Annotated in this window: 22 protein-coding genes; 18 read left to right on the forward strand and 4 right to left on the reverse strand. The window is 43.5% G+C overall.

Translation table 11 applies throughout. The features are described from left to right. Nucleotides 1–259 precede the first annotated feature (259 nt). From ARA78_RS09260 to ARA78_RS14050, 5 genes are all read left to right on the forward strand, one after another. Nucleotides 260–2392, forward strand: coding sequence for a TaqI-like C-terminal specificity domain-containing protein (locus ARA78_RS09260; protein ID WP_055280437.1), 2133 nt, complete (start codon nucleotides 260–262; stop codon nucleotides 2390–2392). 39 nt (nucleotides 2393–2431) lie between these two features. Beyond that, on the forward strand, nucleotides 2432–3250 hold the full coding sequence (locus tag ARA78_RS09265) for a pyridoxamine kinase (RefSeq protein WP_015533605.1): 819 nt from the start codon (nucleotides 2432–2434) through the stop codon (nucleotides 3248–3250). After that, nucleotides 3247–3525, forward strand: a complete 279-nt coding sequence (locus ARA78_RS09270) for a TIGR04076 family protein (protein WP_015533606.1) — start codon at nucleotides 3247–3249, stop codon at nucleotides 3523–3525. The genes ARA78_RS09265 and ARA78_RS09270 overlap by 4 nt, the downstream gene beginning before the upstream one ends. 120 nt (nucleotides 3526–3645) lie before the next feature. Further along, complete coding sequence (locus tag ARA78_RS09275) at nucleotides 3646–4065, forward strand: hypothetical protein (RefSeq protein ID WP_015533607.1); 420 nt, start codon at nucleotides 3646–3648, stop codon at nucleotides 4063–4065. A gap of 33 nt (nucleotides 4066–4098) precedes the next feature. Continuing rightward, the gene (locus tag ARA78_RS14050; protein WP_015533608.1) at nucleotides 4099–4260 is read left to right on the forward strand and encodes a hypothetical protein; all 162 of its coding nucleotides are present in this window, start codon (nucleotides 4099–4101) and stop codon (nucleotides 4258–4260) included. Between the two features lie 85 nt (nucleotides 4261–4345). Here the strand turns inward: ARA78_RS14050 and ARA78_RS09280 are convergent, their stop codons facing one another. After that, the gene (locus ARA78_RS09280; protein ID WP_055273226.1) at nucleotides 4346–5707 is read right to left on the reverse strand and encodes an MATE family efflux transporter; all 1362 of its coding nucleotides are present in this window, start codon (nucleotides 5705–5707) and stop codon (nucleotides 4346–4348) included. Between the two features lie 255 nt (nucleotides 5708–5962). Here ARA78_RS09280 and ARA78_RS09285 point away from each other — a divergent pair, with 255 nt between their 5' ends. The 4 genes from ARA78_RS09285 to ARA78_RS09300 all read left to right on the forward strand — a co-directional run bounded on the left by ARA78_RS09285 (nucleotide 5963) and on the right by ARA78_RS09300 (nucleotide 10380). After that, nucleotides 5963–7009 (forward strand): GDSL-type esterase/lipase family protein, encoded by a 1047-nt coding sequence (locus tag ARA78_RS09285; protein ID WP_055273224.1) that lies wholly within the window; start codon nucleotides 5963–5965, stop codon nucleotides 7007–7009. 68 nt (nucleotides 7010–7077) lie between these two features. Beyond that, nucleotides 7078–8232, forward strand: coding sequence for an SGNH/GDSL hydrolase family protein (locus tag ARA78_RS09290; protein WP_055273222.1), 1155 nt, complete (start codon nucleotides 7078–7080; stop codon nucleotides 8230–8232). Nucleotides 8233–8442: 210 nt separating this feature from the next. Then, nucleotides 8443–8922 carry a helix-turn-helix domain-containing protein gene (locus ARA78_RS09295; RefSeq protein ID WP_015533612.1) on the forward strand — a complete coding sequence of 160 codons (480 nt, stop codon included), beginning with the start codon at nucleotides 8443–8445 and terminating at the stop codon, nucleotides 8920–8922. 105 nt (nucleotides 8923–9027) lie between these two features. Next, on the forward strand, nucleotides 9028–10380 hold the full coding sequence (locus ARA78_RS09300) for an MATE family efflux transporter (protein WP_055273220.1): 1353 nt from the start codon (nucleotides 9028–9030) through the stop codon (nucleotides 10378–10380). 92 nt (nucleotides 10381–10472) lie between these two features. On the opposite strand, the gene ARA78_RS09305 is transcribed toward ARA78_RS09300, so the two are convergent. The 3 genes from ARA78_RS09305 to ARA78_RS09315 are packed head-to-tail and all read right to left on the reverse strand — an operon-like array spanning nucleotide 10473 to nucleotide 12900. Further along, nucleotides 10473–11351, reverse strand: coding sequence for a YitT family protein (locus ARA78_RS09305; RefSeq protein WP_055147563.1), 879 nt, complete (start codon nucleotides 11349–11351; stop codon nucleotides 10473–10475). Between the two features lie 38 nt (nucleotides 11352–11389). Beyond that, complete coding sequence (locus tag ARA78_RS09310; RefSeq protein ID WP_055273218.1) at nucleotides 11390–12049, reverse strand: TatD family nuclease-associated radical SAM protein; 660 nt, start codon at nucleotides 12047–12049, stop codon at nucleotides 11390–11392. Nucleotides 12050–12072: 23 nt separating this feature from the next. Further along, nucleotides 12073–12900: a pyridoxamine kinase gene (locus ARA78_RS09315; RefSeq protein ID WP_022216280.1), complete on the reverse strand. Its 828-nt coding sequence runs from the start codon at nucleotides 12898–12900 to the stop codon at nucleotides 12073–12075. A 192-nt stretch (nucleotides 12901–13092) separates the two neighbouring features. Between ARA78_RS09315 and ARA78_RS09320 the strand changes: the two genes are divergently transcribed. The 9 genes from ARA78_RS09320 to ARA78_RS09360 all read left to right on the forward strand — a co-directional run bounded on the left by ARA78_RS09320 (nucleotide 13093) and on the right by ARA78_RS09360 (nucleotide 26297). After that, the gene (locus ARA78_RS09320) at nucleotides 13093–16212 is read left to right on the forward strand and encodes a diguanylate cyclase domain-containing protein (protein WP_055273216.1); all 3120 of its coding nucleotides are present in this window, start codon (nucleotides 13093–13095) and stop codon (nucleotides 16210–16212) included. Beyond that, nucleotides 16202–17911 (forward strand): histidine kinase N-terminal 7TM domain-containing protein, encoded by a 1710-nt coding sequence (locus tag ARA78_RS09325; protein WP_055273214.1) that lies wholly within the window; start codon nucleotides 16202–16204, stop codon nucleotides 17909–17911. The genes ARA78_RS09320 and ARA78_RS09325 overlap by 11 nt, the downstream gene beginning before the upstream one ends. After that, entirely contained in the window at nucleotides 17908–19161 is a 1254-nt protein-coding gene (locus tag ARA78_RS09330; protein WP_055280438.1) for an ATP-binding protein, read from the forward strand. The genes ARA78_RS09325 and ARA78_RS09330 overlap by 4 nt, the downstream gene beginning before the upstream one ends. A gap of 24 nt (nucleotides 19162–19185) precedes the next feature. Continuing rightward, nucleotides 19186–19815 carry a response regulator transcription factor gene (locus ARA78_RS09335; RefSeq protein WP_055222960.1) on the forward strand — a complete coding sequence of 210 codons (630 nt, stop codon included), beginning with the start codon at nucleotides 19186–19188 and terminating at the stop codon, nucleotides 19813–19815. Between the two features lie 170 nt (nucleotides 19816–19985). After that, nucleotides 19986–20852, forward strand: coding sequence for a hypothetical protein (locus ARA78_RS09340; RefSeq protein WP_055280439.1), 867 nt, complete (start codon nucleotides 19986–19988; stop codon nucleotides 20850–20852). A 70-nt stretch (nucleotides 20853–20922) separates the two neighbouring features. Then, on the forward strand, nucleotides 20923–21570 hold the full coding sequence (locus ARA78_RS09345; RefSeq protein ID WP_015533622.1) for a TM2 domain-containing protein: 648 nt from the start codon (nucleotides 20923–20925) through the stop codon (nucleotides 21568–21570). 100 nt (nucleotides 21571–21670) lie between these two features. Continuing rightward, on the forward strand, nucleotides 21671–22195 hold the full coding sequence (locus ARA78_RS09350; RefSeq protein WP_015533623.1) for a DUF3592 domain-containing protein: 525 nt from the start codon (nucleotides 21671–21673) through the stop codon (nucleotides 22193–22195). A gap of 15 nt (nucleotides 22196–22210) precedes the next feature. After that, on the forward strand, nucleotides 22211–23506 hold the full coding sequence (locus ARA78_RS09355; RefSeq protein WP_055280440.1) for a zinc ribbon domain-containing protein: 1296 nt from the start codon (nucleotides 22211–22213) through the stop codon (nucleotides 23504–23506). An 82-nt stretch (nucleotides 23507–23588) separates the two neighbouring features. Beyond that, nucleotides 23589–26297 carry a fibronectin type III domain-containing protein gene (locus tag ARA78_RS09360; protein WP_055280441.1) on the forward strand — a complete coding sequence of 903 codons (2709 nt, stop codon included), beginning with the start codon at nucleotides 23589–23591 and terminating at the stop codon, nucleotides 26295–26297. Nucleotides 26298–26369 lie beyond the last annotated feature (72 nt).

The raw sequence follows: 26369 nt of genomic DNA on the forward strand, positions 1-26369 counted from the left end.
CGAGGTGTTACAATCCGTTCAAAGCATAGGTTTCAAGTCGAAGGTTTCTATGAGTCCGAACGTAAGAAACGGACCATTCCAACGTATCTATAATTTGCGAATTTCTCATGCTTTTATATCACATTTTTCATAAGAGCAGGAATAATATTCTGGCTGATTTTTTGAAGAAGAATAAGGCGGAGATTTTGCGTATGAATATATTTGAATATGATCAGGAAAAGCATATGAGGCAGACATATGAAGAAACGAGGGGCTGTGTATGAGTGAGGAATACATAACGCTGGATGGATTGTGTCAGCAGCTTTCAATATCGAGGGCAACGGGGCGGAACTGGCTCAGACTTGGGAAAATTGAATCACAGGGCATAGATCCGGCCGGTCAGATGTATTTCACAGAGGAGTACGTAAGTAATCTGAAACAGTCACTGGAAACTGGCGAACGAAGGTCGCTCAGAAGCCGGCGGAATAAGCGGTATGTGTCCGGCAAAGGATTGTATGACAGATATGTGTCAGACATTTGCGAGAGTACAGACACAGTAAAAAGTCTGGTGGATAAGCTGGAGAGGCAGAATATATGTGTGACTGAGATGGTCATGAGAACTCTGCTGGCGGATTGTGCACTCAAGCTGCTGGTAAGCAGTGATGAGATTACTGTTGACAGAGAAATATTCCCTGCATATATAGATGGAAGCTTGACAATTGGTGTATGGAGTGCGCTGATCGATGATATAATTCAGGACAAAAAAGCAGCATTATCATGGGCAAATAATAACAAAAATCTTATGGACACCAATTACTATTATCAAAGGGGGGAGGACGTACTTGGACTTCTCTATATGTCTATAAGAGATGCAGGCAGCCGGAAGGCGGCTGGTTCATATTATACGCCGACAAAGGTAGTAAGAACGCTGATAAGTGATGTGACCGGTGATATGGGAAGCAGAATATCTGAGGGTGGTAAGCGATTATTCGATCCATGTTGCGGAACCGGTAATTTCCTTATACAGCTTCCGGATGATATAGAACTAAATAATATATATGCGTGCGATATAGATGAACTCAGTGTACAGCTTGCGAGGTTCAATCTGGCACTTGGGAGATTGTCCGGAAGAAGACATGTCAATGTGGACGAAGCGATCCGGACAATATATGAGCACATAGAGCGCAGAGACTTCATTTCAGAATACAGGAATGATTCAGAATGTGGTGGGGATGATAAGAAGCTCTTGGCTGATCCGGGATATGACATCATCATCGGTAACCCGCCGTGGGGATATACATTTGACAGGGAGACACGGACATTACTCAGGAAAGCATACAGAACTGCAGCCGGAAGGGGCGTGGAGTCGTCTGATGTGTTCGTGGAGTGTGCGCTGAAGCTGTTGACAGATGAAGGAGCTCTTGCATTTGTGCTGCCGGAGGCATTGTTAGATGTACATAATCATAAGACGATCAGGGAGATCATAGCCGAATCGGCAAATGTGAGCCGGGTGATTTTCCTTGGCGATGCATTCTATGGTGTGCAATGTCCATCGTTGGTGCTGCAGCTTGAAAAGAGTTCTGATCCTGGACATAGCAAAGGTGCGGTGATCGAGAGAGACGGCAGAGAGTTTGTTGTAGGAACGGACAGGCCGCTTGGCAGTGAGAATTTTATGCTTAGGCTCACTGATGATGAGTACAGGCTGCTTTGCAGAATAGAAAATACAGATAACTGTGAATTTCTGCGTGGACAGGCAGATTTTGCACTGGGAATAGTGACCGGGGATAATGCGAAATATGTGTCCACAGAATGCGGAGAGGGAATGGAGGCAGTGATAACCGGAGTAGATGTATACAGATACAGATGCGGAAAAACGGAAAAATATATGTATCCGGAACTTACCCTGTATCAGCAGGCGGCGCCGCTGGAGCTTTACCGGGCTCCGGAGAAACTGATCTACAGGTTTATCAACAGACAGCTTGTATTTGCATATGACGACAGGCAGAGGCTTACGTTGAACAGTTGCAATGTGGTCATTCCACATATACCGGGACTTGATATGAGATATATCATGGCGATACTCAATTCAAGGGTGGCGCAGTACATATATGAGAAGCGGTACAACGCAGTGAAGGTTCTGAGATCCCATATAGAGAATATTCCTGTTCCAGTCGCAGACGAGGAGACACAGAGACGCATAATCTCAAAGGCAGAAGAGCTTATGGCAGAAGAACTTATCACAGAAAGTTCTGTGAATTCAGAAATGCAGACGTACAAGACAGGTAAAGACCATTTGCAGCGATACAGATTGTATGAAGAGATAGATGACATTGTTAGGAAGCTGTACTCAGTTACCGATGAAGAGTACGAGTTCATAAAGCAGTCTTTATCCGGTGACAAATATATGTTATAAAAATAATATACTTTAATTGATCAGGAAGAGGAAGAGACTATGAATAATATACTGCTTATAAACGATATGGCTGGTTATGGAAAGGTTGCACTTTCTGCGATGATCCCTATTATGTCCAATATGAAATTCCAGGTGTACAACCTGCCGACGGCATTGGTGTCCAACACGCTTGATTACGGAAAGTTTGATATTCTGGAGACGACCGGATATATGAAGAACAGCATGAGAGTGTGGGGTGAGCTTGGATTTACATTTGACACCATAGCAACCGGATTTCTTGTATCGGAGGAACAGACCAGGCTTGTGGCTGAGTTCTGTGAGAAGAAGAAAGACCAGGGTGCGTTTATATTTGTCGATCCGATCATGGGCGATGACGGAATCCTGTACAACGGTGTTACGGAGAATACGGTTGGCTATATGAGACAGATGTGCAAAGTGGCGGATCTCATAGTGCCAAACTGCACAGAAGCAGCATTTCTTGCCAGCAAATACACTGACAAGAGGATACTGACCATGGCGGAGGCCGAAGATCTGGCACATACGCTTCACGGATATGGAGCAAAGACCGTAGTTATTACCAGCGTGAATATAGATGGACAGACAAGCACTCTCCTGTTGGATGGCGAGACAGACAAAATGAACGTGTTCCCATATACAGAGATTCCTGTGAGATTTCCGGGAACCGGTGATATATTCTCTGCTGTGCTTATCGGAAAGTACAGAGGCGGACACAGCATAGAAGACAGTGTGCAGTCAGCCATGAAAGTGGTGGAGAAGCTTATAGCCTTGAACAAGGACAATGTTGACAAGTACAAGGGAATCCCTCTTGAACAGTACATAGAGGTGATAACGGAATGAGCAGACCGCAGATCAAGATAACACTCATAGACCGCAAAGGCCCTCACGGCTGCCACAGGGGGCATAAGATAGGTGACAGCTACGATTTTGATACTGAGCGAGGGCAGCTCTGTCCCATGGCCATGCATGTGGCATTTCCATATGTGGATATTCTTAGATATGGTGGAACCATCCCGGGAAATGAGCCGGGAACTGTAGTGTTCTGTTGTCCTGATGTGGACACGATCAATGTGTTCAGGATAGAGGTTGTCCAGCCTGAGCAGGATAAGAATTGACAAATAAACGGCAAAGAGACAGCTAAAGAAGCGGTGTATCGGAAGAAAAAAACTCCCTTATATAATATAATACATGGTAAGTAAGACAGATGTATTTATCAAGTATGGGAGGTGGCACATATGGCAGGATGCAGAGCGCATTACAATATATATGCATGGATAATTGCTGTGGTTATGTGCGTCTCATATCTTGGAGTTTGTGGGCTTTACAACCCGAATGTCAGGAATTATTCTGCGCATTCGGTATCATTGCTTGGTGAGAGTCGGGGAATAGACGCCGGGAACAACGATGTGCTCATGGTTGACAGTTCTGCGGGGCTTGTGATCCAGACAAGAAACATACGGACTGGAAATTCAGAAGAATCCATAGACGATACATGGATGCTGTCGGCGGTTCTTGCGGCATTGCTGTTGAGTCTGATATTCTGTGTATGTGCATCTGCAGGCAGATATCCCGAGATGACAAACAGCCGCAGATGGATACTTCTGGAATATATACACAGGTCAGACGGGAAAAAGCGCGCCTTCATTGGAATTTAAATAAATAAGATTACCAGTGAAGGAGAGATAATTATGGCGATGGATATATTGGCTTATACATTCGGAGTTATTGCACTTGCAGCAGCTATCAAATGCTTTGTGGATGAAAACTGGGGTGAGAAGATGCACCGTGAATCAGAGGATATCACAGCTCCAGATGCAAAAGACATGACTCAGGATAAGAAGGCAGCTTAGATGATAAGCAGTTTAACCAGACAATAAAATAGAGAGAGAATTATTGATCCCACAGATATTACTATGGATATCTGTGGGATCATTTTTATTTTTCCATCCGGTTAAGCTCCGGTATTACGGTTAACAGCATTGTGAAAAAGCATGCGCTTCCTCCGAGTATATTTGATATAGGTTCAGCCATGAATACGCCATTTGTTCCGAGATGGAAAGCATACGGCAGCAGGTATGTAAGAGGGACTACGATGATCGCCTTTCTGAGCAGAGAGAAGAAAATCGCCTGCTTTTTCTTGTTCAGCGATTTGAAAGTAGTCTGGCCGATATACTGAAGCAGCATAAATGCAAATGCAGCGAAATATATTTTGAGAGCCGGGATGGAGTCACTTATAAGTGAACTGTCTGAGCTGAATACAGATATAAGTGCTCCCGGAGCAATCAGGATGATTCCCCATGCTATGACCATATATATCACTGCAAGCAGAGACATGATGGCTATGGATTTTTTGACATGATCGGGCTTTCTGGCTCCATAATTGTAGCTGATGACTGGGGAAGCACCTTCGGCTATTGACCAGATAGGAGTTTCGACGATCTGTCTGACGCTTGACACGATGGTCATGACTGACACATAGACATCGCCTCCGGTACGTGACAGGACACTGTTACAGCATATTGATACAAGGCTGTTTGTGAGCTGCATCACAAATCCAGCGGTTCCCAGACTGACAATATCCTTTGCATATGTCACACACTCCCTGAATTGTCCCAATGAAAGCAACTTTACCTGCAATTCGGCTTTGTTCTTCAGAAAGTAGAGGACAAAAGCGGCAGACATGATCTGCGATATCACGGTGGCTATGGCCGCACCTCTGACGCCGAGATGTAGGACAAATATAAATACGGGATCGAGAATACAGTTGGCGGCAGCACCGACGGCCACTGTCAGCATACCTGTTACAGAATATCCCTGTGCATTGATGAATGGGTTCATGCCTGTTGATACCATGGATGGCAGAGTGCCAAGCAGATATATCATCATATATGGGTACGCATATGTGAGTGCGCTTTCCGATGCTCCGAACAGGACCAACAGCGGTCTTGCAAATATCATACCGACAGCCATGAGAATAATGGCAGCACCACATAACATAGTGAAGGCTGTATTCATTATGGTATCTGCGGTTTTATCATCCCCCATCCCTCTTCTGATTGAGAACAGAGGGGAACCGCCACTGCCAAACAGATTGCTGAAGGCAGTGATTATGATGGTGATCGGGAAACAGAGACCGACTCCGCCGAGAGCAGCGGTGCCCACATCAGGTATTCTTGCTATGTAGATCCGGTCGATCACGTTGTACAGAAGACTTATGAGCTGAGCCACTAGCATAGGCATGGCCACACCGAGTATATTTTGAGTTATCTTTCCATTTTCAAAGTTTACTCTTTTCATAGATTTCATTCCTTACAAAATGTATTGAATAGTTTACTTTCATATAATAGAACTGCAGTTAAAAATAATCAATAGACGTATATGGGGGTGTGTTATAGATATGAAACTACCTTCTCAATCATATTTTGTTTAAAGTGATTAAAAAATAATTAATATTTAACTAAATTAAGTTTGACTATTAGGTAGAGCTTAACTAATATGAAAACAGAAATGTATAATGTATATAGAACAAATGGAATGACAGGAGACAATATTATGAAGATCAAGCCAAATGATGTTATGATCAGGTATACAGGACGTATTGACTGGACAGATGCGGAGAAGCCGGTGTGGGTATATCCTTGTACATCTGCGGAGATGAAATTTACGGGCAATACTCTTAAGATAAAGGTGTTCAACAGGAATAACTATTGGGACAATTATCTTGGATGTATAATCGATCAGTCGCAGAGAAGTTATCTTTTAAATAAAGAGGGAATTACGGAACTTGATATAGTTGTTCCGGATAACGATACAAATGAACATTGTGTGCTGTTCTTCAAGAGACAGGATGCATGCCATGAGGTAACAATACTTGAGTATGAGATTGGAGATGGGGAGAGACTTCTTCCTTTGAAACCGCTGTCAGGCCGCCGTATAGAGGTGTATGGAGACTCGGTGTCAGCGGGCGAGGTATCGGAGGCTGTCGACTGCGTTGGAAAGGAAGACCCAGTACACAATGGCGGTTATTCAAACAGCTGGTATTCGTATGCGTGGATTACTGCAAGAAAGCTGAAAGCACAGATTCATGACATAGCCCAGGGAGGGATAGCTCTCATGGACAGGATAGGATGGTTCCAAGAGCCGAATCAGATTGGCATGGAAAGTGTGTGGGATAAGGTTCACTACAACCCTACATTTGGTCCGGTGACACAGTGGGATTTCTCCCAGTACACACCTCAGGTTGTTATAGTTGCTATAGGGCAGAATGACAACCATCCGTATGATTTTATGAAAAATGACTATAACGGCAGGCAGGCGGAAACGTGGCGTGACCATTACATGAAATTTCTGGGAAAACTCAGGAAGACATATCCGGATGCACACATAATCTGCTGTACCACACTTCTCTGCCACGACTGTTCATGGGACAAGGCTATAGGTGAAGTGGTTGACAATATGAATGATAAAATGATAACTCATTACGTATATGGAAGAAACGGATTCGGCACGCCAGGACATTTGAGGATACCAGAGGCGTGTGAGATGGCAACGGAGCTGGCCGAATATATAGAAGGTCTCGAAATTGAGGGGTGGAATTAAATTATATTCTAACTTAGAGGTAATATAGGATTATTAATGAGCTGATGTTCAAATATGGAGGATGAACCATGGGAAATTATGATCTTGAAAGAATAAAATCAGTTATACAGCGCGCTCAGAGTGGACAGGAACTTACAATAGGTTTCCTTGGCGGTTCGATAACGCAGGGAAGTTTGGCGACGGAGCATGAAAATACTTATGCATACAGAGTGTATAAGTGGTGGTGTGATACATTCCCACAGGCAAAGTTCAATTATGTGAATGGCGGAATAGGTGGCACAGACTCATACTATGGTGTGTCCAGGGCTGTGACTGATGTGCTCATGTATCAGCCGGACTTTGTGGTTGTGGATTTCAGTGTAAATGATGTGGATAACATATATTGTGAAGAGACCTTTGAGGGTGTGCTGAGAACACTGCTTGGCTGGTCATCAAGACCGGCGGTGGTGGTGCTCAATAACGTTTTCTACGACACGGGTGTAAGCACCCAGGATATTCACAACAGACTTGCGGATCACTATGGAGTGCCACATGTGAGCGTGCACGACACCATATACAGGCGGATGAAGGCGGGAGAATATAACAGGATCGACATAACCCCGGATGGACTTCATCCAAATGACAAGGGACATGGTCTGGTAGCCGGTGAGATAACAAAGTTTCTTGAGAGAATTATGGATGATCTCATACAAGATGAGAATTTGGCTGATGACTCAAATACGGATACCGCAGATGCTGGCGCGGACACAGAGAATGATATCCAGGACGAATCAGCCTGCTCATGTGTACTTCCGGCACCTGTGACCGCAAATGCTTATGAGTATGCAAAGAGGCTTACCATACGCGAGATATGTCCTAAGCTTTCAGGGTTCAGGGCTGATACTCATGAGAAGATGGGACACCTTGATCATTTCAAGAATGGATGGATCGGAGAAAATGCCGGTGATAGCATAACATTTGAACTTGAGGGCAACTGCATAGGAATACAGTACAGAAAGACAATATCAAGACCTGCTGTCAGGGCTCAGGCTGTGCTTGATGGAGATGTTGAGCATCCGGTTTTATTGGATGGCAATTTTGATGAGGACTGGGGTGATTGTCTGTATATAGAGCCTGTGCTTCATCACGATGAGAAGAAGAAACACACACTTGAGATAACGGTTCTTGATGATGAGTGTGTGGGTACAACACCATTCTATCTTATGTCCATAATAGTTGCATGATAAGTATGTGATTAAGAGAATGACAATGTTCAGATTGGCATAGATATTTGAAGAATTAAATTAAAATAAACAATATTGTGTATTGCAATATTGGGGATAGAGGACTATTATTAGCTCAGATGTACAAAGAGGTACTGCAGAATCTTGCAGTGCCTCTATTTTTTTATGATGAATTTTATATCCGTACAGATTTTTGAGGAGGATGATATTATGACACCGATGAACAATGCAGATTATCTTATCAGATTGCAGCACGCAGATGAACTTGACGCTATGAAGGCAGCAAAAAAGGCAAGCGGACTCACATATGAGGCGCTGGCAGAGAAAATAGGTGTGAATAAAGTATGGCTCGCATCAGCATTTGAGGGACAGCAGTATGTGCCTGAAGAATATTGCGATAAGCTTGCAGAAGCACTGGGAATAGATAAGTCAGCCACGGCATTTCTCGCAGAGCACCCATATAAAGGCAACACGGATCCTATTCTCTACAGACTTCATGAGGTCATTGATACATATGGCCCTGCCATCAAGGACATAATCCACGAGCAGGGCGGAAATGCCATCATGAGTGCCATCGATTTTGGCCTTGACGTGGATGTGACTGAGGATGCCGAGGGCAACCACAGAGTCATCATCAAGTTTGACGGAAAACTCCTGCCATATGCCAAGAAAGGACAGTATCCTTGGTAGAGTTGATGTGTTGACATTACAACTGTTGTAAGGTTTAATATCATGTGGGGACGGAGAGGACAGGTACCTCCGTCCCCATCAACATGAAAGACGAGGACATACATAATGGAGAAGAACCTTACGACCGGCAGTGTGCCAAAGACGATGGCGTATTTTGCGCTGCCTTATCTTTTATCTTATTTTCTGCAAACATTATATGGGATGGCGGATCTGTTCATCATAGGACAGTTCTGTGGCAATGATGCCGGTGCGACCACTGCGGTGGCAAATGGCTCCCAGATCATGCACATGATCACTGTGATCCTTGTGGGACTGGCCATGGGAACCACAGTCGTCATAGGAAAAGCGGTTGGGGCGAAGATGCTTCAGGATGCACAGGCGGCCATCGGCAACACTGTCACCATATTCATGATAATATCAGTGTCACTTACAGTGATACTTCTGATATTCATAAACCCTATAGTTGCAGTTATGGATACCCCTGCGGAGGCGGTCAAAGGAATCACTGATTATCTTGTAGTCTGCTTCATAGGAATTCCATTTATCACGGCATACAATGTAATAAGTTCCATATTCAGGGGGCTCGGCGATTCTAAAAGTCCGATGTACTTCATCGCCATCGCATGTGCCCTCAATATTGCACTAGATTATATATTTATAGGAGCCTGTGGTCTTGGCCCGCTCGGAGCGGCCCTTGGAACAACGCTAGCTCAGACGTTCAGTGTCATCATATCATTTGCCGCAATAAAGAGGATGAATACAGGGCTGAAGCTCACGAGAAATGACTTTGTTCCGAGAAAAACCGTGCTCGGCGAGATAGTGAAGATCGGTCTCCCGGTGGCTGTTCAGGACGGATGCATACAGATCGCTTTCATTGTGATAACAGTCATAGCCAACAACCGTGGTGTTAATGATGCCGCGGCAGTTGGAGTTGTGGAGAAGATGATAAGCTTTATATTCATAGTGCCATCCTCCATGCTGGCAACTGTATCCGCGCTTGCCGCCCAGAATATAGGAGCGGGAAAGCACGACAGGGCGGAGCAGGTCCTGAGATACGCACTGGGGATCATAGTGGCTTATGGAGTCATTGCAATAGCTGTTGTTGAACTGTTTGCACCTGAGCTCGTGGGACTTTTCAGCAAGAACAAGGTGGTTGTGACCATGGGTGTCCAGTATATAAGCAGCTATATCGTGGACTGCGTATTTGCGGGAATACATTTCAGTTTCACCGGATATTTCTGTGCCTATGGCAAATCCTACATAGGATTTATACACAATATGATAGCCATAGTATGTGCAAGGATTCCGGGATCTTACATTGCATCTATCATGTATCCAGACACATTGTTCCCGATGGGATTTGCGGCACCGGCTGGATCATTTATATCCATAGTGATATGCGTGGGAGCATTTGTGTGGATGAAGAGGCGCGGTACGCTGTATAAGGCCAACTTATAAGAGATATGTATTTGGTGATAGGAATGTTTATTGTGCGTTCATTTCGTAAAGGTATTATGATCGTTCGGATACAAGTGGCAGTTCATTGATCATCAGTCGTGAGGAATATCATGGAACCTTCCGTCCAGCTCCTCGGTCTTGACCACGTTGATAAATGCGTGCTCATCGATCCCGCGGATCATCGGTATGAGCTCACGCTTCGCTTCCGAGTTGATGACGGAGTAGATGAGGGTTTTCTCCTTCTCCTCGTAACATCCGACACCCTTGAACAGAGTAGCGTCATGGTGAGTCAGGTCGCTGATGGCGTGGTAGATCTCATTTGACTTGTCGGAGATGATGAACAACGTTTCTTTCTTATATCTCTTATACAGAAGCTGGATCACCTGCGTGCTGCAGAACTGGTAGATGATGGAGTACAGAGCCTTTGACCAGCCGAACAGTGCACCGGCGGCGATCAGCATCACGATGTTTCCGAGTAGTATGTAGTTCCACGCATCTATACCCTTCTGGTGGGACAGGAATATGCTGATGAAATCAGTTCCCCCGGTGCTGGTTCCAACGTTCAGGCACAGGCTGATGGCGAGTCCGTTGATGAGACCGCCGAACAGGCTTACAAGCATTATGTCGTCAGTGAATACATATGATGGCAGAATATCCACAAATATACTCGACAGAAGAATGACTATGATCGAATAGAGGGTAAATCTTTTGCCGATATATTTGTATGATATGTATGTGGGAAATAGATTCAGTCCAATGTTGAATACTGCAAAAGGCACGCTTATGTGCAGAAATTTTATTCCAATGTTCTGGAGAAGCAGGGATGCTCCGGAGAACCCGCTTGGAAACAGTCCTGCGGTCTTGGCAAAGCATCGGAGATTCCATGCGTATAGTATAGATGCAAATACGACGATGAACAGGCGGAATATCTGATAAAATCTTGGGTGTTTTAACTCTAGAGATTGAAACATAGCGGTACCTCCTTTGTAAGTGTCACTGTAAAATGCGGTTAATTTTCAAATGGGCGAACCCTCAAAGTCACGCCTAAATCCTTGCATATCTGGCGGCATTTCTCGATCTTGTCCTCAGGCATGACCTTTTCTACAACGGTCATGACAACATTGGGAACGTACCTTTTGGCAAGAACGGCAAAATCCTTGATGGCCGCGTAGGACTGGATCCCATAGCGTGATCTGGTCAGTTCAAGAAATTCATTTTCATCAGGGGCGTTCAGGGATATTGATACAGTGTCGAATCGGCCCTCAAGCTCAGGTGTGACATCTCTCCCATATATAAGATTGGCAAGTCCGATGGTGTTGAGACGGACTTTGAGATTGGGATATGTGTTTTTCAGTGAATCGATCACCGCGCACACGTCTTCCAGTCTCTCAAGAGGCTCGCCAAATCCACAAAATACAAGTTCATTTATGATATTCAGGTCATACTTTGAGAAAAGCTCCAGAACCTCCTCTATAGAAGGCTCGCCATCCTTCAGCCAGAGAGTATTGTTCTCCTGCTGCTTTTTTGTCTGCCTCAGGCAGAACACACAGCTGCATGGACATTTGTTTGTCATGTTTACATATATATTTTTGCCTGTGAGATCCCCGCTCTTTGCAATGTCGAGGTAACCTTCCTCACCGACTTTTCCGGTTACAGTGTATAAAACCATAGTTGAATCTCCAATCGTTTAAGTTATTCCTCAGTCAGATCCTTCATGTACATCTCAAAGCACAATCCCCAGTTCTCCGGAACATTGTTCTCAACGCAGTAGCTTATGCACTTTGATACATATGAAGCGGCCTTTTTCACGGACTCATAGACGCTGTGTCCGTTCAGATACATACCCGCAATGATGGCTGCGATCACATCTCCGGTGCCGCTCCTGTCGCCGCCGATCCTGTCAACCATGACCATCTGGAAATCCTCATCCTTGTTGTAGATGAAGTTGGCTATCTGAGTCTTATTGAAATGTATTCCTGTCACAACGATATGTTCCGGTCCCTGCTCCGCCAGGGTCATGCACATTTGCCTTAGCTCGTTCACGGTCACAGTGTGCTCCGGATATGGAAGATCAAGGAGGGTGCAAAGCTCCGTCAGATTAGGAGTGATAATGTCGGCATATTTTACAAGCTCCTTCATCTTGCTGCACATAGATGCGGTATAGGTTGGGTACAGCTTGCCGTAGTCACCCATGACTGGATCGACGATAACAAAATTCTTCTCGTTTTTAAAGTATTTGATAAAGTCGATAACTATATCAACCTGTTCCTCAGAACCGAGAAATCCTGTTGATATGGCATCGAACTGCAGCTCCAGATCTTTGTAGGTCTGGATGTAATCCCGCATTTTGGGTGTGTAGTCATCAAAGTAAAATATAGGAAACTGTGTATGTGTAGATAGTATTGCTGTTGGCACAGTGACAGCCTGGATCTTCATGGCGGACACTATCGGCGCCATGACAGCGATGGAACATCTTCCGAATCCTGTAACATCATTTATTAGAGCGATTTTTTTCTGCATCTTAGTTCTCCAAATTCAATAAATATAGTAGATTTTATCATCAAATACAGGTGTGTTCAATATTTGAATTCCGTCAGACCAAGTGAAATTTATGTTCAAAAGGGAGAGAATAGGTAAAATTTCCACATTGCCCCATATCTTGATACGTAGTAAAATATAACCATATTTTGCTGCGCTTCAGGAGGAATGAGTATGAATGAAGTCGTTTTGAAGATATATGTCTTTTTATCGATCATAATAGCCGCTACAGATATTATACTGGCGATGAAATCCATAAAAAAGAATAAGACGACGGGAAGGTTTCTGGGGCTTGCCTGCATAGGAGCAGCTATAGTCGATATCAGTTATCTTATCAGCATTATAAGCGATTCGTATATGGCCATGTCCGTCATGTCGAGTATATATTTCGTAAGCATTGATTATATGCTGGTATGTCTGCTCGTATTTATTGTTTATTTTACGAAAGGACGTTTTTCAAAGTATGGAAGAGCAGCGATAGGCGTATGCTTTTTTTACTGTCTGTATGAGCTTGTAATATTTGCCATAAACCCATTCAAAAATATAGCGATAGGGTATGTCAGAAGAGACACCGTGATAGCAAAATACAGCTATGATATGAAACCGCTGTATGATGTGCATCTGGTTTTTTCATATGCGCTGGTGGGAGTGGTACTCATACTCCTTTTAAAGAAGCTTTGCAAGATTCCACATGAATATCGTTTGCAGTACAGCAGTGTCATCCTGGGAATTCTTGCGCTTGTCGGGATAAATGCAATATTTCTCTACGTTCCGGGAGCGGAGGTATACAAACTTCTGGATTATTCCATCTGTGGCTACAGTCTTACATCATATATTCTGTACTGGAGCTGCTTTAATTATTCAACCCATGGAATGCTCAACAAACTAAAGACAAACATATTCGAGAATATAGGTCAGGGAATAGTTTTGTTTGATTATGACAATCATTTGATCCTGCACAATGACAGGGCGGATGATTTCCTTGGAAAGGAACTCCTCTGCAAATGTGAGAATCTGCAGCAGTTTCTTGAGACGTATGATCTGTCCGTTGATCTTGCAGCTGATGACGACAGTTTTTCTCTGCAGTGCTATATAAAAGGTGATGATGGAGACAGACCTTTAAGGTGCGATATCAGAAGGCTTGACAACAAGGAAGGCCGCAGACTTGGTCAGATGTTCGTATTTTCTGATATATCTCTGGAGACGGATATGCTTACAGGATTTCAGAAATGGGATAGCTTTCAGAGACTTGCCATGGAAGAGGTGGACCATTTTACGTTTCCGGTTGGAGTGGCAATATGCGATATCAACGGATTGTCTGTGATCAACAGCACTCGTGGTAATCAGGCGGGTGACCAGAGGATAAATGCACTTGCGGGCATCATGAGAAAGAACTTTCCGGAGAGAACATATTATGTCAGGGGTATTGATGCGCACCTGATAGCACTTTGCAGTCACAGCAGTGAGGAAGAGATGGCTGCATGTGTCGAAAAGGTCAAAGAACAGTATGATGGAAGTATACAATATGCAGTGGGTGAGGCTGCGGATGAGGGACAGAGTATAGTCGCTGCAATCATTGATGCGGCAACAGCCATGAAGACAAAAAAGCTTGTGGACAGTGAATCATCGCACTCAGATATGCTGACATCACTCATAAGGGCTCTTGAGGAGTGCGACAGCGATACGGAACAACATGTGCGTCGTACACAGGAGCTGGGGGCTGAGCTTGGCAGACGAATAGAGCTGTCAGATATCCAGCAGAGCAAGCTGGCGCTGCTCTGTCTGCTCCATGACATAGGGAAGGTAGGAGTTCCTATGGAGATACTCAACAAGCCGGGAAAACTCACGGATGAGGAATGGAAGATCATGCGTTCCCACGTTGAGAAGGGTTATGAGATCGCCATGAGCAACACAGAACTCAGACAGATCGCGGAGGAGATAAGGCATCATCATGAGAGATGGGATGGAAATGGATATCCGGATGGACTGAGCCGTGAAAGCATACCGGTTCTGTCACGTGTGATCGCGGTGGTCGATGCATTTGACGCAATGATCAATGACAGACCTTACAGAAAGGGTATGCCGATATCAAAAGCGATAGAAGAATTAAAGAGCTGCGCGGGCAGCCAGTTTGATCCATATATAGTTTCGGAGTTTATAAGGCTTGTATCAGAGAAGTATGCAGATTCGCTGGCAGCTGACTCAAAGCAAGGGGCTGCTGATGGTGGTGTCGGTGCAGATGGTAATGGAGAGAATGTTGGTGATCGAACTGCCCCAGGAGATGGTCTGGCGGACGCTGATGGTGATGGCGCCAGCACAGACGACGAACAGACAGAGATCCGGATTATGGCGCGCAGACAGATGGTGGATTTTACTGAATATGGCAAGGATGCGTTTCGTGTACATACAGTCAAATATAGCAGATATCTGGTGGATGAAAACTGGAGGATCATATCTGTAGACGATAATTTTGAGGAGCTTACGGGTTACAGCAAGGAGGACATAGAGAATAATATCATAACCCAGATCGACCTTATACCGGACGAGGATAAAACAGAATATCTCTGTCAGGTAAATGCGAATCTGGCAAAGAGCACATTTGTATTTCAGGAACACAAGATACATAGGAAGGATGGCAGGGATATATATGTATTATGTACTGGAAGAATGTTTTATGATTCGGCACTTCAGAAAGACAGAGGAGAAATAGTAATAGTGGATGTATCAAGTACATATGCTTTGAAGATGCTGACAGATGCGGAGCAGAATAAGGCGGATGTGAGACTCAGAAACTGGGAGAATACCTATCGTACAGATCCCCTCACAGGACTTTTGAACCATGCGGCATTTAGAAGTGACATGGAGCAGAGACTTCTTGAGTGTACGCACACAGCGGTGATGATCATGATGGATGTAGACAGATTCAAGCAGTACAACGACACCTACGGACATCACAATGGCGACAAATATCTTGTCCTTGTGGCACAGACACTGCAGGCGGCACTCCGCGGTGATGACCATGCATGCCGTATGGGCGGTGATGAATTTGCAGCCATGCTGTTCTTCAACAAGAGTGTGTCTGATGACGTGATAAGGGAACGTGCCCAGCAGATATTTGACAAGGTGAACCTGACTGTGAAGGCCACAGAGGGAGGAACAGGAATCTCCATGGGTGCGGTGATCGCAAGAACTGAACTGACATTCAACGAGATGTATGAGGAGGCGGATAACGCCCTCTATGATGTTAAGGAGAGTGGAAGAGGCAGGATTGAGGTGAAGAGGCATGGGGAGTAGATCGTATATCTTCAACATACTTCATAAAGATCTTCACAAAAAACTCCACAAAGAACCTTTGCTTCCTATGAGTCTGATCTTGTTTGCCGTAATTTTGGCATATTCTTTTCGACTTATTGGAAGAGGAAGTTTCTATCCTACTCTGTTTTCTTATCTGCGCAGTTTCATTTATATCGGGCTTTATGCCGCCTGGGGAATTTCAATCCGCCAACGTATCGTGCAGAAACAGGTCGGACAATATCTGGTAGGCGTTTCGGTGCTTTTGATTTTGTGGTTTACCTTTCGCTCAGCAAAATACTTTATATTCTGGCAGCCGGTTGCAATAAGATACCAGTGGTATCTATTCTATCTGCCAATGCTGTTTGTACCCATGCTTGCACTGCTGATCGCAATGTCTCTGGGCAAGCCCGATGAATATAAACTGCCAAAATCTGTCTGGCTATTGTCTGCCGTTTCGGGATTTTTGCTTATTCTAGTGCTTACGAATGATCTACATCAATTAGTTTTCACATTCCCTAAAGATGCGGATGTCTGGTCTGATGCAGATCATGGCTACGGTGTGTGCTATTTTGCCGTGATCGTATGGCAGGTGTTTTGTGCCGTAGCAGCACTTATTTTTATGCTCTTTAAATGCAGGTTAAAGAACGGTAAGCATCGTTATTTGCCCGTAATTCCATTTGCGATATCGCTGGCTTATCTTGCATTGAACTATGTTGGTACGCCATGGCTGAAACATTTATTCGGTGACGTTACGGCATTTCAAAGTCTTATGTATATGCTCGGTTTCGAGGCTTGCATTGCCTGCGGATATATTCATTCAAACAGCCGTTACGCAGATCTTTTTGCCTCATCTGTCGGCACATCGGCAGAAATTACTGACAGAGACTTCAACATTCGCTATGCAGCGTTAAATATTGAACCTATATCAAAGGAAACAATGAGAAAAGCCGAGAAAGCTCCTGTCACAGTAGACGGTGGGCTGACTGTACATACTATGCCCATCGGCGGCGGTTATGCGGTATGGACAGAGGATGTGTCGGCGCTGCTTGCCATTAAGGAAGAATCAGAATGTCTTGCGGAAGAACTTGCCGAAAGAAATGAGATCCTTCGCTATGAATACAGGCGGGAGTCGAAACGCCGCAAGGTGGAGGAGCAAAACCGACTGTTCGATCTATTGCAGTCGGCAACACAAAAACAGATCAACCGCATTTCGGCATTGACACAGGAATACCGCCGAATCTCAAAATCTGATACAGACAGAGTTAAAATGTTACTTGCCGAGATTGCCGTTTTATGCAGTTATATCAAACGCCGTAAGCATCTGACACTGCTTGCCGACAGAGATTGTAAGGTTGCAGTCAGCGAGCTTGAGAGAGCTTTTTCCGAATCGTTACAGACATTAAAGCTTTTAAATGTACGCAATACTCTGTATGTGGACAGTGAACTTTCCACGCTTTCGGGCAAAAATGCTGCTGCGATATTAGATTTTTATGAGGAAGTAATAGAAGCAGATCTTGAAAATTTAACAAGTGTGCAGATAAGCCTCGCAAATATAAATGGATTGCGGCTGTCGCTGAATGTCTGTTGTGAAGCCGACCTGTCGATCTTTTTAAATAAAGGTAACGTTATTTATGAAATGGACGATGACGCAGGCTACCAGCATCTTGTATTTATTATTGAGGGAGGTGCCGCCGTATGAGTGCCTTTTCTTCACTTCCGGTCTTTTTGCAGACCTTAATACCACTTCTGCTGTTTGTGGAAGCTGTGCTTGAATTGGGACTTTATATATATCAACTTTCGCATCGTTCAAAATTGCATGATAATTTACCGAGTCTTGTGATTTTTGCGTTTTTGCTTACGCTTTTGTTCTCGGTAACACAGGGGGATCCGTTCAATGGCAAGGATGCATTTTTATTAGATGCGCCTTGGCTGATTTTCATTACAGTAATTTTCGTTGTTGTTGTTCATTTTGCCTTTGCTCTGACGAGAGAGTATCGCCGCCGAAAGAACATGCTCTCCCCATTTTCCGTTAAAGATGCCACAGACAAGCTGCCTATGGGGTTGTGCTTTGCCGATCCGAACGGGCGTATTGTCCTTTGCAATGACCGTATGCGTCATCTGTCGTTTGCACTGAGCGGGCATGAGTTTCAGATTACCGAAGATCTTGAAAAAGCGTTGGAGTACCCCGATAAAAGTATTATCGTTAATGGCGATTGTTACATACTGCCCGATAAGACAGTTTGGCAATTCCGCAAGCAGCATATAACCGTTGACAAAGATGAAAAATGGCTTCAAATGACAGCGCATAATGTCACTGAACTTTATAATGGCAATGTTCGTCAAACTGCTATTAACGACGAACTGAAAGAGGTCAACCGAAAGCTACAAAAAATGTATGAACGAATGGCCGATGATATAAAAGAAAAAGAAATTCTTGACCTGAAAATACATATTCATGATACAATCGGAAGAAGCTTGCTGACAATTCGTGACATAATTGAAAGCGATGAAAACACTGATAAAAAGCTTGAGGCTTTACAGGAAGCAACGGCAGTGCTGACAAGTGATCGAGTGACGGCCAGCGGAACGATGGAAGAGGTTGTTCAGACAGCGGAAATCCTCGGTGTAACTGTAATGACGGACGGATGCCTTCCAGCCGATTCACTTGCCGAAGAGCTTACTGTTGTCGCTGCGAAAGAATGTGTAACAAATTGTATCAGGCATGCCGGAGGCAATGAGGTATATATCAGCGTAAATTGGCGAAAGGATGTGTTTGATATTACGATAACGAACAATGGCGCTGCACCATCGGGCCCTATTAAGGAGGGCAGCGGACTCTCGTCGATTCGCCACAGCATAGAATCTGCCGGTGGAGAAATGCACACTGTATATAAACCACGATTTGAATTGCTGCTTATCATTCCAAAGGATGCGTCAAGTTTTATATGATGTTCAATAAAAGGAGAACGACATATGATAAATACAATACTGGTTGAAGATGATTTATATATTCAAAAGCATTTTGCCGAGCGGCTGAAATCAAACGAAATTTTTCGCCTTGTCGGCGTATATCGTGACGCTTTTGAGGCAGAGAAAAACTGCAATTGTTCAATACAGCTTATTCTTATGGATGTACAAACACAGCACAAGCACTCCGGGCTTGCCGCCGCAAAACGTATAAAAAAAGCTTTTCCAAATATCAAAATAGTAATCGTAACCTCGCTTGTCGACCCGCAGGTATTGGAACGAGCAAAGACAGGTGCAGCAGACAGCCTGTGGTATAAAGACCACGGCACAGAGGAGCTGATAAGTGTGATAAGGCGTACCCTTGCAGGCGAAAAAGTATTTCCTGACACCTCTCCTGCAATTGAAATGGAAGGCACAATGTCCGATACATTCTCGCCCCGACAGCTTGATATTCTCCGCTTATACATAAAGGGCTTTACATATCAGGAGATTGCCGATAAACTGGGCATCTCCAAAAACGGTGTGCGCTGGAACTTAGACGATATGGTTGAAAAAGGTAGATTTGAGAATCGAGAAGCGTTGGTTGTGACAGCTATTGAGAACAAGCTCATGGTGACCACTTTAAAAGACGAATAGAGTAAATGAACCCCTTGACTGACACGGTCAAGGGGTTTTTATGTCCCAAAGTCAAAAAAGTTTGAAAATAGTTTTTTCTGTTACTGGCACTTGTGCCAGTGACAGACCTCAAAAAATCCGTACAATAGAATGTGTAAGACTATAGTTGTAGTAGAAAGGGGGAGCAATGAATGTTGAAATATAACAAATACATTATGACCCTGTTGATGGTTTTAATTATGCCAGCCTTGGTTTCTGGATGTGTGGCAAAACCGTCAGAGGATTCTAATCTGACCGAAGATAAAACAACCGCCACAACCACAGAAGCAACCACAGAGGCGACTACAGAAGCAACCACAGAGGCGGCTACAGAAGCAACCATTGAGGCAACTACAGAAGCGACCATAGAAGCAACCACAGAAGCATCGGTACAAAAAGACACAGATTTATCAAAACTTCAAAACACCATTCTTGATAACAAAGAATCGGTTGGGATTGCCTATATCGGTTATGTCGGTTACGAGGCTGATGAGGAAGAAATCATAAATTTCGTAAAAGACAGTCAGTATGCGGATAAATATGATTTTCTCTGCGGCGCGCCCCTTGTAAATGTAGGCGGTGCGGAGCTTTATGCGGTAGTTATTGCCGATACAAAATACAGTGTGTCTGTTTATCGGGCGGAAATAACTGATAATGGTGAATATTCTGTAAATACCGACAATACACTCTATAATTACAACGGAAATGGAATTGATTATTTTTTACTGCGCTGCAATGAGAGTGAAATACATTCAAATGTATCGCTGAGCTTTAAAAAAGGAAACGATTCTTTTTCGGTATTCCCGATGTTGTCAGGAATGGATGGGCAGCTTGTCGATGGAAAATACTATGATTTTTCAATATATTCCGATTATGTCGGCAGCGGTGAGTCCGAGGATAAGAATGTAGCAATAGCAAGGGAAATCCTTTTGGAGTCTCAGGAGGTGCAATACTACATAAGCATGGGCATGAGTGTACAGTATACGGGCCAGATTGATGAAATTGAGGGACGACCGTAATCTACCGTGTGAGTTAAAGCACGGAATAATAAAATAAAAAAGGGAAAAAGAAAAAAAGGAGGGAAAAAATATGGTAGATATTAAATCAATGGCAGCTGCAACAGCCCCGAGAGAGTTTGAACTCTCTTATACAACCACAATTGAAGATGTATATGAAAAGCTTAGCACACATGCCTCGGCTTTTAAAATGCCTTTCAAAATCAAAGGGGGCATCCCAGGAAAGCGCATTTCCTTTGAGAAAGAACCGAACCTCGACGTTACGGTCTGGGTCTTTGTTAAGGATGGCAACAAAATTAAAGTCATGGCAAACATCCAGGAGAACACAACAACCGTCAATGGTATGCGAGTTGACAAAAACAGCGTAATTCAAAAAGGTGTAAGCGGAGTAGCTAATCTTCCTATTCAAAGAGGTGAGTATCTTGATGAGGTGACCGAAAATGTTAAAAAGATACTCAACGGCGAGCAGGTTGAAGATTATGTAGCACCCGTTGGTGTAAACGGCAGTGGACAGACGGAAAAGGATTGGCTTGTAGCCCTTCTTCTCTGCCTTTTCCTCGGCGGAGTTGGTGGCCACCGTTTCTATGTGGGCAAAGTAGGATCAGGCATTCTCTATCTTTTTACCGCCGGCGTTTTTGGAATCGGTGTACTTGTTGATCTGATAAAGATCATTACCGGCAAATTCACTGACAAAGACGGAAATCCTATTCAAAAAAAATAGACAGGACTTCTTGACAGCCTTTAGACAAATATGGCTTAAAATTGGGAACTGTGCCTGAACTCTTTCGGGCACAGTCCTGATTGCGAAAGGAGAACTTGTTATGAGTAAAAGAAAAGAGCACATCAAAATGACCATATTTATTATGGTCGCCGGCATAGCATCGATGGTTTTGGGTGTATTCGGAATTGTCACAAGCAGAATTGAAAAGAAAGAATATGCAGCCTCAACTGATATACGGAAAGTTTCCGCTGTTATTGTTGACTTTTCAACCTACGATAGTAAGGATGACAATGGCGATGTAGATTATACAACATATAAATTCAGAATTTCATATGAAATTGACGGAAAGACCTATAAAGGAAAGTGCGAAGAACGCGTTTGGCCAAGAGATATCGCAAAAGGATACACATACGATAAATTGAGAAAAGGCGATACAATAAAAGTAGAGGTCTATAAAACTACAAAAGGAAATTACAAGCTTTCCCCGGAGGGGAATCCCGTTGATTTCCTTCTCTATTGCGCGGCAATCCCTTTTGGCTTGTTCCTTGTTGTTATAATGATATGTGACATTGTAAAAGACAAACGGAAAAAGCAGAGCGAAAATGAAGTGGTCAGCAAGGAATAAATCAGAGGTGATTTTATGGATTTATCAGTATCGCTGTGCATTGCAGCTTCTTTTGCTATATTATGTACATTCTATATCGGTAAAAGTATACTTGTAATGGATTTTTCGGAATATCTTCCCAAGAATTTGAAAAAAGCTAAGCTGGAAAGATTGCTGGCAAAAAGGGAAACTCCTCTACAGGATTCGAAAATCCGAAAGGATATAAGAAAAGCATTTGAAAGAGTACTGATTCCGCTTGGAAAAGCGGATCAAAAGCTTCTTACGGCAAGAATGGACCTGGCTTTCCGAAAAAAAATCGTCAGTCAGATCGACGTACTTAATAAGAATAAGCTATGCCGCAAAATTTACGTCACGGATGTTGTTCCCATTCCTAAAAATAACTTTGAAACATGGAACGATGATGGCAGAGAATGGCGGGAATCGGTTTTGAAGTGCAGCACCCTGGAGCGTTTCGAGTCAATGCAAGGCAACAGGGTTCAGCATGAGATATACCGTAAAAATTCATATCTCCGAATACTTCAGTCGAGACACGTTCGCCGCACAGACAAAAAAGAGAATAAGAAAAGCTATTATCACGATATGTTGAGAATAACCTGCCCATCATGCGGTGCAAGAGTCAAGCTGAACAGTCAGCAGGTTACCTGTGAATATTGCGGCGCCGTTATAAGAAACGAGTTTTACGATTGGCAGACTGAATCGTTTGAGATTTATGAAACGATCAGTACAAATATGAAAAGATTTTTACAGCTTCTTTTGTCCGGTTTCATACTTTTCTTAAGTGTCTTTCCATGCTTATACTTGATCGAGGATACGGAGATTTCACTTGCAGCCGGCGTCGGTGCAGCGATTCTTGCTTTTGGAACGATTGTCACACCTATTATTTGTGGAAAAGTTAAACAAGACAATTTAGCGAAAAAGATCGTAGGATATTCAGAGAACTACCTCAGATCCTGCTTAAACGAATACTTTAGCAAAAACGAAAATGACAATGATCTGCTTGATTTCAGTATCGGCACGATCAAGCTTTTAAAAGTCTCTAACACAGATGAAATAACAACGGTTAAGTCTGAAGTTTATGGAACAAAAACCTTTCTTCCTGAAAATAAGAAACCGTTTACAAAAAAATTCAAAAAGAAACTGACCATGCAAAGGGCTAGATATCCAGAAAAAAGAAAGTCTGACGGTGAATTTTTTGTTGAAAAGGAATGTCCGAGCTGCGGAGCAACATTCTTGCCAGATGAAAACGGATGCTGTTCTTATTGTGGTTATAGCCTTCACGGAGATAGCGAAAAGTGGAAAATAAAAAGCTGAATCCTGTTAAAATCCTGCAATGCCGATTAAGGTAGGGAAGGGAAACATTTACATATTATTAATTTTAAAAGGAGGGAAACCTATGAACAAAAAGAAAAAACTTTTGACTGTCGTAACACTTGTCATACTGATGCTCGAGGCATCAGTATTTACTGTTTCGGCAGCGGACAATCATTCGGTTGACGAAAACACAACCTATGTAACCAATTTTGCTGAGCTAGAAAAAGCTCTTGAAGCCACCTCAAACGAGACAAATCCACCCGATAAGCTTGTTGTTCTCAAAAATAACATAGATTACGAAGAGCAAGTTCCGAGCGATTGGAGCTATCAGGATGAGCAGGAGTGGTATTCCGAAATCACAGTTAGCTATCCCGGAAAAATCACCCTTGACTTGAACGGAAAAACCCTGAAAGTTACAACTGATATTCGTTCAGACGAGGAGACAAGGGATCTGTTTGTGGTTTTTTCGGGTTCCAAGGCAAACACCGACTTCACAATTACCACAACCCAGTCCGGCGGACAGATAATCTTTAACTCAACAGCCAACGAAACTTCAATGATCGCTGTGAATAACCCAAACGCAGATGTGAATATTCTTGGAAAAGCAGGGAAGTTTATCAACTATAATCTCACTCTTACAGCACAATCCGGAAGTGACACTTATATAAACGATAAGAACAGGCACCACGTTATTTCCTTCTATGATATAAACAATCTCTATATCACCGGTACTCTTATTCAGAATAATGCACGCGTCCCGTCTTGTATATATTCATACGGATTGGAGCCGCAGGGCAATGTTACAATAACAGGAAACTCAGAAATAGAAGTAATTTCAAATCAGCTTCTTAATGAACAGCCGTTCAGCACAATATATTTCCAAAACACCCCATCCAGCAGAAAAGTAAGGCTTGGCGGCTGTTATATTGGACAAAAGGGAAATGTAAATTCAATCTATTACGGTGGCCAGCCTCCTCATTTCTATGACATAGTTCTATCACAATCTCTGGAAAAGCCGAACTATGTTAGTATGCACAACGGTACCAGGGTATACAATACCTGGCCTGACTTTGTTAAGTTGGATGCGGATATAAAAATTATCTCCTCCTGTCACGATTCTGAGCCTGAATTAGAGGAAAGGACATCACTTCTTGGTCACTACAAGTACTGTAAAAAGTGTGATGCTCTTGAAAGCTTCCAGGAGCATCAGTTTGGCAGAACTCTCGCTGCTAAAGAGGCAACATGCATCAGAAAGGGAAGAACGGTCGGCTATGAGTGCTTCGGCTGCAAATATTATGAGGGTTACACCGAACTGCCAGCACTTGGACACGATTTGAGCGACACCTATACGGTTGACTGGCCGGCAACCTGCGACAAAGATGGAAGGGAATCCAGACACTGCAAACACACTGGCTGTGAGTATGCAATTCAGAAAGTCATTCCGAAGCAGCATCAGAGCCTTGTATGTAATGGCACATACTGCCAAAGCTGCAAGCAATATGTTAACCCGACCAAAATAGGTTACGGTGACAATTCCTGTAAAAACATAACCGCTTACTTCTTTACTCCGACGGAAACGAAGGTTTATCTTATCACCATAACTTCGTCAAATCTCGGCAGCGGAAATATTCAGGGAACAGAAGTAAACCTTGTTGAGAATAACCGGCTTAGTGAATCCGTCTCTAGTAACGATAAAGGCAAAATTACCGAAGTCAGACTTGAAAAAGACAAAACCTACGATGTTACACCGTATATCACTAATTCAGAAAGTCAAGACTGCATAGTTAACATCTCCTGTAAGGAACATAATGCGGTTATAGATAACGAAATTAAAGCAACCTGCACAAAGACGGGTCTCACCAAAGGTAAGCACTGTTCGGTTTGTAACACCGTTATAGTCGCTCAGACCAAAGTCAAGGCTCTCGGTCATAAGTACTCCAAGTCTGTTGTCAAGGCTACTCTTACCTCAAATGGCAAGATTACCAAGAAGTGCACTGTTTGCAGTATGATAGAACCAACAATTTCGATAGCGAGAATTAAGACAGTTTCGCTGAAAAAGTCGTCGTATACATATAACGGAAAGGTTCAGAAGCCTTCGGTCATCGTTAAGGATGCAAACAAAAAAACGCTTAAGAATGGAACAGATTACACCGTTGCTTACAGCAAAAACAAAAATATCGGCAAGGCAACAGTAACCGTTACCTTCAAGGGCAATTACAGCGGCAGCAAAAAGCTGAACTTCAACATTCTTCCCGCCGCGACGAGCAAGATCAGCGTTAAGCAGACCACAAACTCAATCACGGCTTCATGGAAAAAGGTTGCCGGTGTAAGCGGATACAGAGTATACCTTTACAAGGGCAAAAAGCTTGTCAATAGAGCTGATACAACGAAGCTCTCACACACATTTAAAAAGCTTTCAAAGGGTACGGAGTACAAGATTGTTGTCAAAGCCTATAAGAAGATTGATGGCAAAAAGGTTCTTTCTCTCGTTTCAAAGGAGCTTCTGACCGCAACAAAGCTTTCTGCGCCGACTTCGGTCAAGGTCAAAGCAGGAAATAAAATGGCAACCGTCAGTTGGACAAAGGTTAAGAGTGCAAACAGCTATACGGTATATTACAGCACAAAGAAAAACAGCGGCTTCAAAAAGCTCGCTGTTATCAAAAACAGCGCAAACATCAAAAAGCTTTCAAGCGGCAAGACCTACTACTTCAAGGTTGTTGCCAACAAGAAGGCTGGAAAGGCTGTTGTGGCTTCTGATTACAGCAAGCTTATAAGCGCAAAAATCAAGTAATGGTGTTATCTGAACCGGTCAACAGATAACCGCAAAACCCCGAAGCAGAAATACTCTGCAGCGGGGTTTTTT

The organism is Coprococcus eutactus (genome assembly GCF_001404675.1).
GTDB classification, from domain to species: Bacteria; Bacillota; Clostridia; order Lachnospirales; family Lachnospiraceae; genus Coprococcus; species Coprococcus aceti.